This is a genomic window from Mycobacterium sp., assembly GCF_049280035.1.
Classification (GTDB): domain Bacteria; phylum Actinomycetota; class Actinomycetes; order Mycobacteriales; family Mycobacteriaceae; genus Mycobacterium.
Map to the genome: position 1 here is coordinate 1 of NZ_JBAPPI010000697.1, position 9,128 is coordinate 9,128.

General features: G+C 67.1%; 10 protein-coding genes. 8 read left to right on the forward strand and 2 right to left on the reverse strand.

All coding sequences use genetic code 11. The annotated features are described in order from the left end of the window. The first annotated feature begins 85 nt into the window (after positions 1–85). From rpsI to WAN71_RS22400, 4 genes are all read left to right on the forward strand, one after another. The gene (gene rpsI / locus WAN71_RS22385; protein ID WP_422227431.1) at positions 86–595 is read left to right on the forward strand and encodes a 30S ribosomal protein S9; all 510 of its coding nucleotides are present in this window, start codon (positions 86–88) and stop codon (positions 593–595) included. A 99-nt stretch (positions 596–694) separates the two neighbouring features. Then, a complete protein-coding gene (glmM, locus tag WAN71_RS22390) occupies positions 695–2,032 on the forward strand; it encodes a phosphoglucosamine mutase (protein WP_422227432.1) in 1,338 nt (445 codons plus the stop codon). Between the two features lie 39 nt (positions 2,033–2,071). Further along, positions 2,072–2,380 carry a type VII secretion target gene (locus WAN71_RS22395; protein ID WP_422227433.1) on the forward strand — a complete coding sequence of 103 codons (309 nt, stop codon included), beginning with the start codon at positions 2,072–2,074 and terminating at the stop codon, positions 2,378–2,380. Further along, positions 2,373–3,743, forward strand: coding sequence for a hypothetical protein (locus tag WAN71_RS22400; protein WP_422227434.1), 1,371 nt, complete (start codon positions 2,373–2,375; stop codon positions 3,741–3,743). The genes WAN71_RS22395 and WAN71_RS22400 overlap by 8 nt, the downstream gene beginning before the upstream one ends. A gap of 18 nt (positions 3,744–3,761) precedes the next feature. Here the strand turns inward: WAN71_RS22400 and WAN71_RS22405 are convergent, their stop codons facing one another. Further along, complete coding sequence (locus tag WAN71_RS22405) at positions 3,762–4,604, reverse strand: dienelactone hydrolase family protein (protein WP_422227435.1); 843 nt, start codon at positions 4,602–4,604, stop codon at positions 3,762–3,764. A 187-nt stretch (positions 4,605–4,791) separates the two neighbouring features. Between WAN71_RS22405 and WAN71_RS22410 the strand changes: the two genes are divergently transcribed. Further along, the gene (locus WAN71_RS22410; protein WP_422227436.1) at positions 4,792–5,046 is read left to right on the forward strand and encodes a hypothetical protein; all 255 of its coding nucleotides are present in this window, start codon (positions 4,792–4,794) and stop codon (positions 5,044–5,046) included. 72 nt (positions 5,047–5,118) lie between these two features. Here the strand turns inward: WAN71_RS22410 and WAN71_RS22415 are convergent, their stop codons facing one another. Next, positions 5,119–5,523, reverse strand: coding sequence for a cupin domain-containing protein (locus WAN71_RS22415; protein ID WP_422227440.1), 405 nt, complete (start codon positions 5,521–5,523; stop codon positions 5,119–5,121). A gap of 306 nt (positions 5,524–5,829) precedes the next feature. Here WAN71_RS22415 and WAN71_RS22420 point away from each other — a divergent pair, with 306 nt between their 5' ends. The 3 genes from WAN71_RS22420 to WAN71_RS22430 all read left to right on the forward strand — a co-directional run. Continuing rightward, a complete protein-coding gene (locus WAN71_RS22420; protein WP_422227437.1) occupies positions 5,830–6,177 on the forward strand; it encodes a hypothetical protein in 348 nt (115 codons plus the stop codon). 163 nt (positions 6,178–6,340) lie between these two features. Next, positions 6,341–8,209, forward strand: a complete 1,869-nt coding sequence (glmS, locus tag WAN71_RS22425; protein ID WP_422227438.1) for a glutamine--fructose-6-phosphate transaminase (isomerizing) — start codon at positions 6,341–6,343, stop codon at positions 8,207–8,209. 66 nt (positions 8,210–8,275) lie between these two features. Then, on the forward strand, positions 8,276–9,128 hold an 853-nt coding region (locus WAN71_RS22430; protein ID WP_422227439.1), incomplete at its 3' end, for a carboxylate-amine ligase.

Consider the following 9,128-nt stretch of genomic DNA (forward strand, 5'->3'; position numbering starts at 1 on the left):
GCCGACTCCGTTCGAGATCAAGCAGGTGACCCAATGACCGCGCCGGCGACGATGCAGAGCGAAGCGATGAGGAGGAGCGGCGCTAATGACTGAGACGGCAGGAACCGAAACCACTGAAGCCACTGAAGCCGTGACCGCTGGGACTTCCGTGACCGCCGAGACGTCCGAGGCCGCGCCATCGGAGAAGCGCACGGACTCCTTCGTCATCGAGCGTCCGATCCAAACGGTTGGACGCCGCAAGGAGGCCGTGGTCCGAGTCCGGCTGGTGCCCGGTACCGGCAAGTTCGAGCTCGACGGCCGCAGCCTGGAGGCCTACTTCCCCAACAAGGTGCACCAGCAGCTGATCAAGGCGCCGCTGGTCATCGTCGACCGGCTGGAAGCCTTCGACATCTTTGCCCACCTCGATGGCGGCGGCCCGTCCGGCCAGGCCGGTGCGCTGCGGCTAGCGATCGCGAGGGCATTGATCATGATCACGCCCGAGGACCGGCCCGCCCTGAAGAAAGCCGGCTTCCTCACCCGTGACCCGCGCGCCGTCGAGCGCAAGAAGTACGGCCTGAAGAAGGCCCGCAAGGCGCCGCAGTACAGCAAGCGCTGATTCCGGCGGCGATCACGGCCGCGTACCAGTTGGGTGGCACTACGGGCAATCGGGTAGTCGCTTAGGTGCAGGGCCGTCAATTGTGAGAGGTTTGTCCGCATGGGTCGACTGTTCGGCACCGACGGCGTCCGCGGAGTCGCCAATCGAGAGCTCACCGCCGAGCTCGCGCTGGCGTTGGGCGCCGCAGCTGCTCGACGGCTGACCAGCTCGGATGCCGCGCGCCGACGCGTCGCGGTGATCGGCCGTGATCCGCGCGCCAGCGGCGAGATGCTGGAAGCGGCGGTGATCGCCGGTCTGACTAGCGAGGGCGTGGATGCGCTGCGAGTCGGGGTGCTGCCGACACCGGCGGTGGCCTACCTGACCAGCGCCTACGACGCCGATTTCGGGGTGATGATCTCGGCGTCGCACAACCCGATGCCTGACAATGGCATCAAGATTTTCGGGCCGGGCGGCCACAAGCTCGACGACGCCACCGAGGACCAAATCGAGGATCTGGTCGCGGCCGGGCCGGGGCTGCGCCCCGCCGGGGCGGGGATCGGACGGGTGATCGACGCCGAGGACGCGCTGGACCGCTACCTGCGCCAGGTCGGCAAGGCCGGCACCGTCGGGCTCGACGGACTTACCGTCGTCGTCGACTGCGCACATGGCGCGGCGTCGTTGGCCGCACCGCGTGCTTACCGTGCGGCCGGCGCCCGGGTCATCGCGATCCACTCCGAGCCCAACGGGCTCAACATCAACGACCGCTGCGGGTCGACCCACCTGGATGCGCTGCGATCGGCGGTCGTCGCTCACGGTGCCGACCTGGGTCTGGCGCACGACGGGGACGCCGACCGGTGTCTGGCGATCGATGCCGCCGGCGAGGTCGTCGACGGCGACGCGATCATGGTGGTTCTGGCGCTGGCGATGCAGGAAGCCGGCGAACTGGCCAACAACACCCTGGTCGCGACCGTGATGAGCAACCTCGGGCTGCACCTGGCGATGCGCGCGGCCGGTGTGACCGTTCGCACCACCGGCGTCGGGGACCGCTACGTCTTGGAAGAGCTGCGATCGGGTGACTACAGCCTCGGCGGCGAGCAATCCGGCCACATCGTGCTGCCCGGGTTGGCCACCACCGGAGACGGCATCCTTATCGGCCTACGGCTGATGTCGCGGATGGCGCAGACCGGCTCGTCGCTGACCAGCCTCGCCTCCGCGATGCACAGCCTGCCGCAGGTGCTGATCAACGTTGGGGTCGCCGACAAGGACGCCGCGGTCGCCGCGCCCTCGGTTCGCTCGGCCGTTCAGCAGGCCGAGGATGAGCTTGGTGATACCGGTCGAATCCTGTTGCGCCCCTCGGGAACTGAGCAGATGATTCGAGTCATGGTGGAAGCGGACGACGAGCGCACCGCCCACCGGCTCGCCACCCTCGTCGCCGAGACGGTACGCGCCCAGCACTGAGTGCGGAACTCCCAGACGGCGCGATGCGTCGAAGCCGGTATGGGACAACAAAATGCGTTCGTCGACGCCGCGGCGGTGCGGACGGTCGCGAACCGGTTCGACGACACCGCGCAACTCATCGACGACGCGGCGCGCAACCACTTTGCCAGGCTGGCCTTCGACGGCGCCACTGCCGGACGGGCTTACATCGGTCACGGCGACGCGCTGCGGTTCGCCCTGAGTCGACTGGCCAGTGAGCTTTCCCAGTGGGCACGAGCGACCGTGGAGATCGCCACGGTGCTGCGGGCCAGCGCCGACCGCTATGCCGAGGCCGATCTGAGTGCTGCGGGCCGGGTGAATTTTGGCTGACCGGTTCGACGTGGCGGCGCGGCTGGCCGAGGGCCAGCCCGCCGTCGAGCACACGCAGACCTATGTGCAGGCGTGCCATGTGCTCGGTTATCAGCACCCCGACCTCACTGCCCGCGGTTCACAAGTCCAGGACTGGTACGAGACCGAAGCAGGCCTTGACCTCCGCGTGCTCGACGATGACAGCGCTGAACTTCGCGCTGCCGTCAACACGATCGACGAGGCGCTGTGGCTGCAGCGGATGCAGGTAACCGAGATCGGGGCGGCCTGGACGGGTTTCGGAGCTGACGCTGCGACGCAGTTTTTGCAACGCCACTGCGACACCGCAGCTGAGGTGGCCGCGCATATCCGCGCCGCGGCCGAGGGCTATGCCGTGCTGCGTGACAACTTGTGGCAGATGGTCGACCGCAAGGCCGCAACGGCCGTCGCCATCGATGATCGCCGGGTGGCGGAGCGGTCCGCCTGGCTGGCCGCCGCACACACCGTGACGGCCGGAGCGGGCGACCGCTCAGCGGCCGAACAACTAATTCGTCAGCACGTCATTCCCTACGTGGACAACGATATTCGGGACGACTGGCTCACCGCGATGCGCTCGACCACGGCGGCGGTGCAGGCGTCCTACGACGTGGCCATTGACGCGCTGAGCTCGGTACGCGAGGTGTGTTTCGAGATTCCGGGCGAACTGGGTCCACGTTGGCAACCGGTATTCGATGAGCCGCCCGGCCTAAGCCCGGCCGCCGGCAACATGTTCGAGACGCCAACGCCGCCCGACATCGCGCCCACTGTGCCCGCTGCGGTTTCGGCTCCGGCGCCGGCTCCGCCCGCGCAACCACCGCCAGCGCAACCACCGCCGACCCCTGCGGACCTGGCCGCCCCGCTGGGCGATACCGCCGGCTTGTCTACCGGCGCAGGCAATCTGGGCGGCCTCGGCGGACTGGGCAGCAGTATCGGCGGCGTGGTCGGCAAGATCGTCGACGGCATCGGCGGTCTGCTGGGTTCGTTGGCTGACGGGTTCTCCGGTCCTTCGGGGCCCGAAGATCCGCTATTGGACGATCCCCTGGATGCCGACGATCCACTCGGCAACGACGACGACAACGACGACGACAACGACGATGACACTGACGACGAGACTGCGGACGCCGAGCCCGCCGATGCAGACACCACCGACGGAGACGTCATCGCCGAAGCGCCCGCTGAGAGCCCGCCAGCGGCAAGCGATTCCGTTGACAAGCCGATGGCTGAGCAGGTCGCGCCGCCACCGGATGCCCCGCCGCCCGAGGCGCCGCCATCGCCGTCCGAACCGCTGCCCGACGAGTCAACCCCGTGCGCGATCGCCGCAGACGAACTGCCTCAGGCCGGGCAGTGACCGTCGCGATTGGTTGGTTCAGCCTTTGAGTAACGCGACGAACTTTTCTTCGGGGGTCACCGGCGCCGCCTCCTGCTCGGCGGCGACGGTCTTGGGTAGCTGGACGTCCGGATCGGCGAAGTCGCGATACGTCTTGTCACCGGCGAGCGCATACAGCAGATACCCGGTCAACAATGCGCGAATGGCCTTCTGCGTCTTGCGATCCGGACCGCCCAGGCCGAATGCCGTCGCTAGCCGGCGGCCCTCGGCCAGTCCGCTGGGCCGGGCTTTGCCGACTACCCGCAGCGTCGCCGGGCGCCAGGCCCGGGATAGTTCAATAGCGTTGGAACGCAATTTCTTAGCATCGCCGGCGGCGCTGAACACCACACCGGGCACGCTCAGGGTGGCGCCCGGTTGTTCGGCCGGCGGGCTTGTGACCGTCGGGAAAATTGCCGCGACCGCCTTCGGCTTGACCTTCATCCCGGCCGCCGCAAACACCGCGGCCGAGCCGCCGAAGCCGTGGCCGACCACGCCGAGTTTGTCGGGATGCACGCTGATCTTGCCCGGTCCCAGGCGCACTCCCGCGGCGATGTCGAGTGCGGTGCCCAAATCGAAGGCCAGGTTCAGCACCGACGGCGCCAGTCCTCGCTCGGTGTCCGGGGCCGCCGCGACGATGCCCCACGAGGCCAGGTGGTCCAGCAGGCGCGAATAGCGCTCGACGCCGGTGAGCCAGTCGTGACCGAAGGCGAGACCGGGCAGGTTCAGTCCCGCTTCGGGCGTGTAGACCACGCCTGGCAGACCCGCAAACGCCAAGTCGCCGCGCAGGACGCGATGCGGCCCGGGTCGGGCGAGGGCGGCAACGAGCTTGCGAATGCTGGCCACCCGTTGACGGTAGCGCACCCGGCCCGCGGCTTGAGCGTGCTGCGGCGATGGGAAGCATGACCCGTCGGAACCCCTGCGCCCCCACAGGTGAAAAATAGCCCACCACAAGCTAATTCACAGAAATCCGGAAGAAAAACACGCGCGGGGACGTGTTTATTCGGCTGGCTTCGCGTGGTACTAGGAGAGCATGAAAAACATTAAGCGCGTCGCAGCCGCGACAATCATCACCACCGCAGGTTTAGGGCTCGCCGGTTTGGGTGCGGCGAGCGTAGCTGAGGCCGTCCCGGGCCCCATGCCGGACTACCACTGGTGTCCTGGTCAATTCTGGGACCCGCACTGGGGCGCCAACTGGGGTCGAGACCGCTGCCACGACGATTTCTACTTCGACGGCGAGCCGCACGACGGGGGCCACTGGCACGGCCCCGGCCCGTGGCACCCCTGAGTTGATGCCGCGCTAAGCCACCTGACCCGAGTGCAGCCGTCCCAGCTGGGGCGGCTGCACTGCTTTGATCGGCTACAGCGCATAGAGCTCGGGCAGATTGACGACGATCGCCTCTTGTGTGCTGCGAGCGATCACGACCGTGGCCGGCTGGTCTGGACTCGGATTCTCTTCGCGATGCGGCAAATACGGCGGTATGAAGACGTAGTCGCCGGGATTGGTTGCGATCCGCACCTCGTGTTCGCCGTCATGGAAGACGAAGTCGGGGTGGCCGCTGAGCACAAATATCGCCGTCTCCGATTCGCCGTGGTGGTGGTTGGCCGACACGGCCTGCGGGTGGACGTGGGTTTCGCCCATCCAGAGTTTTTCCGAACCGACCGTGCGTCCACTGATCGCGGCGAATCGCTGCATGCCCTCGCTTTGCGCGGTGTCCGCGTCGATGTCAAACGACTTGACATGGTGCACTCGATTGCCAACCATCCGTTCGCTTTGCTGCAAGTCGGGATGAAACCCGTCATCGGTCACCGGTGTCTCCTTCCTGTTGTCACATTGTCACTCCACCATGTTTGTCACCTGTCTTGTGTCAACCAGATGGATACCGGTCGTATATCGCCCGGCGGCGCGGCTTCCTGCGACAACGCGCCGATTTATCGTTTACGTCGCCGTCAAGATCACTTGGCGCCAAGCGCTGAAACCCAGCCAGTACCAAGCTGATTCATAGGAATTCATAAGAAAATCGCCGCGCGAGATGTTTGGTCGCCCCCGTTTGCGTGGTACTAAGACAAGGTGAAAAACATCAAACGAATTGCAGCTGCGACTGCCCTCGCCACAGGTCTAGGGCTTGCGGGTCTGGGCGCGGCGAGCGTTGCCGAGGCCTACCCAGGGCCGATGCCCGACTACCACTGGTGCCCCGGCGACCCGTGGGATCCGGGCTGGGGCTTCAACTGGGGTGGAGACCGCTGCCATGACGACAACTATTTCGACGGCGAGCAGCACGACGGGGACCATTGGCACGGCCAGGGTGGCTGGCACCCTGACGGCGGCGGCCCCGGCTGGGACAACCGTGGCCCCGGCGGGGACAACCATGGTCCCGGCGGCCCGGGCGGCCCCGGCTGGGGTGACCGCGGCCGGTAAACCGGCCTGACCCCCGGCAGCGAGTCGACGCGCAGATAGCGCCCGGCTCCCGAGCCACCAAAACTGAGAAAGATTGCCCTGCGCGACCCGGCTCCGAGCCGCTAGCGCAGGTCAGGGTAGTGCAGCCGTCCCATCCGGGGCGTCTGCACTACCCTGATGGGCTATGTGCGGAATCGTCGGATATGTCGGACACCAGTCCGCCCGCGACGTCGTCGTCGACGCACTGCGCCGGATGGAGTACCGCGGATACGACTCGGCGGGCATCGCACTGGTCGACGGGATGGGCAAGCTGACGGTGCGCCGGCGGGCCGGACGACTGTCCAACCTGGAGAGCGCGCTCGCGGACACCGAGCCGACGGCACTGGCCGGTACCACCGGCCTCGGTCACACCCGCTGGGCGACCCACGGACGTCCCACCGACCGCAACGCGCACCCGCACCGTGACGCTGCGGGCAAGATCGCCGTCGTCCACAACGGCATCATCGAGAACTTTGCGATCCTGCGCAGCGAGCTGGAAGCGGACGGCGTGGAGTTCGCCAGCGACACCGACACCGAGGTCGCCGTCCACCTGGTCGCGCGGGCGTATCACCACGGTGACACCGCAGGCGACTTCGTCAGCTCGGTGCTGGCGGTGCTGCGCCGCTTGGAAGGCCACTTCACCCTGGTGTTCGCCAACGCCGACGAGCCGGGCACCATTGTCGCCGCGCGCCGGTCTACACCGTTGGTCGTCGGCATCGGCGACGGCGAGATGTTCCTCGGCTCAGACGTGACCGCGTTCATCGGGCACACCCGCGAGGCGGTGGAACTCGGCCAGGACCAGGCCGTGGTGATCACCGCCGACAGCTACCGGATCACCGACTTCGACGGCAACGACGATGCCGACCATGCGCGGAAGTTTCACATCGATTGGGACCTGGCCGCCGCCGAGAAGCGCGGCTACGAGTACTTCATGCTCAAGGAGATCGCCGAGCAGCCCACCGCGGTGGCCGACACACTGCTCGGGCATTTCGTCGACGGCCGGATCGTGCTCGACGAGCAGCGGCTCTCCGATCAGGAACTGCGCGAGATCGACAAGGTTTTCGTGGTCGCCTGCGGTACCGCTTATCACTCCGGGCTGCTGGCCAAGTATGCAATCGAACACTGGACCCGGTTACCCGTCGAGGTGGAGCTGGCCAGCGAGTTCCGCTACCGCGACCCGGTGCTGGACCGCAGCACGCTGGTGGTGGCCATCTCGCAGTCCGGTGAGACCGCCGACACCTTGGAGGCAGTCCGGCACGCCAAGGAGCAGAAGGCCAAGGTTCTGGCCATCTGCAACACCAACGGCTCGCAGATCCCGCGCGAATGCGATGCGGTGCTTTACACCCGCGCCGGACCGGAGATCGGGGTGGCGTCGACAAAGACGTTCTTGGCGCAGATCGCTGCCAACTACCTGGTCGGCCTGGCGTTGGCGCAGGCCCGCGGCACCAAGTATCCCGACGAGGTCGAACGCGAGTACCGCGAGCTGGAGTCCATGCCGGATTTGGTGGCCCGGGTAATCGCCGAGATCAAGCCGGTGGCCGCGCTGGCCTATCGGTTCGCCCAGGCGTCGACCATCCTGTTCCTCGGTCGCCACGTCGGCTATCCGGTGGCGCTGGAAGGCGCGTTGAAACTCAAGGAACTTGCCTATATGCACGCCGAGGGCTTCGCCGCCGGTGAGCTCAAACACGGCCCGATCGCGCTGATCGAAGACGGCCTGCCGGTCATCGTCGTGATGCCATCTCCCAAGAGCTCGGCCATGCTGCACGCCAAGCTGCTGTCCAACATCCGCGAGATCCAGACCCGCGGCGCCATCACCATCGTCATCGCCGAGGAAGGCGACGACACCGTCCGGCCCTACGCCGATCACTTGATCGAAATCCCGGCGGTGTCAACACTTTTCCAGCCGCTGCTGTCGACCATTCCGCTGCAGGTGTTCGCCGCGTCAGTAGCGCAGGCGCGCGGTTACGACGTCGACAAGCCGCGGAATCTGGCCAAATCGGTCACCGTCGAGTAACCGGCACTGCGATGACCTCTGTCAATGCTTAACGCGGCGGTAACTGGTGGCCCATACCGTTGGCGAATGCGACGCGTGCCGCCGCGAACGTTGGGTGTCGAAGAGGAGTTTCACCTTGTCGATCTCAAGACGCGGCGACTGACGGCACGCGCCCCCGAACTGCTGGCCGAACTGTCCGACCACTACGTCGCCGAGCTGCAGCGCTGCGTCGTCGAGACGAACACCCGCGTGGTCGATTCGCTGGACGGGTTGCGCGGTGAACTTGTCGACCACCGCCGGGTCTTGCTCGACACCGCCGCCAAATCGGGCATAGGCGTGGTCGCGGCGGGGGCCATGCCGCTGTCGGTGCCGGCCGAAATGCAGGTCACCAAGACCGCGCGCTACCGGCAAATGCTTGCCGACTACCAACTGCTGGCGCGCGAGCAGCTGATCTGCGGCACCCAGGTGCATGTCGGCGTCGACAACCGCGACGAGGCCGTTGCGGTCGCCCACCGGGTGGCCGCATATCTGCCCACCTTGCTCGCACTGTCGGCCAGCTCGCCGTTCGCGTCCGACGGCTCAGACACCGGCTATTCGAGTATGCGCACGCTGGTCTGGCAGCGCTGGCCGACGACGGGCCTGGCCGCCCCGGTGCAATCGGCCGAAGAATACGACGCGCTGGTCAAGGCCCTGGTGGCCAGCGGCGTCATCACCGACGCCGGGATGGTCTACTTCGACGTCCGACCGTCAAACTCGGCGCCGACGTTGGAGCTGCGGTTGTGCGACAGCTGCCCGTCGGTCGACACCATCGTGCTGATCGCCGGGCTGTTCCGGGCGCTGGTCGAGCGTGAGGTCGCCGCCGCGCGGGCCGGCACCCCTGCGACGATCCTGTCCCCGGCACTGGGCCGGGCCGCGCTGTGGCGGGCCGCCCGGTCTGGGC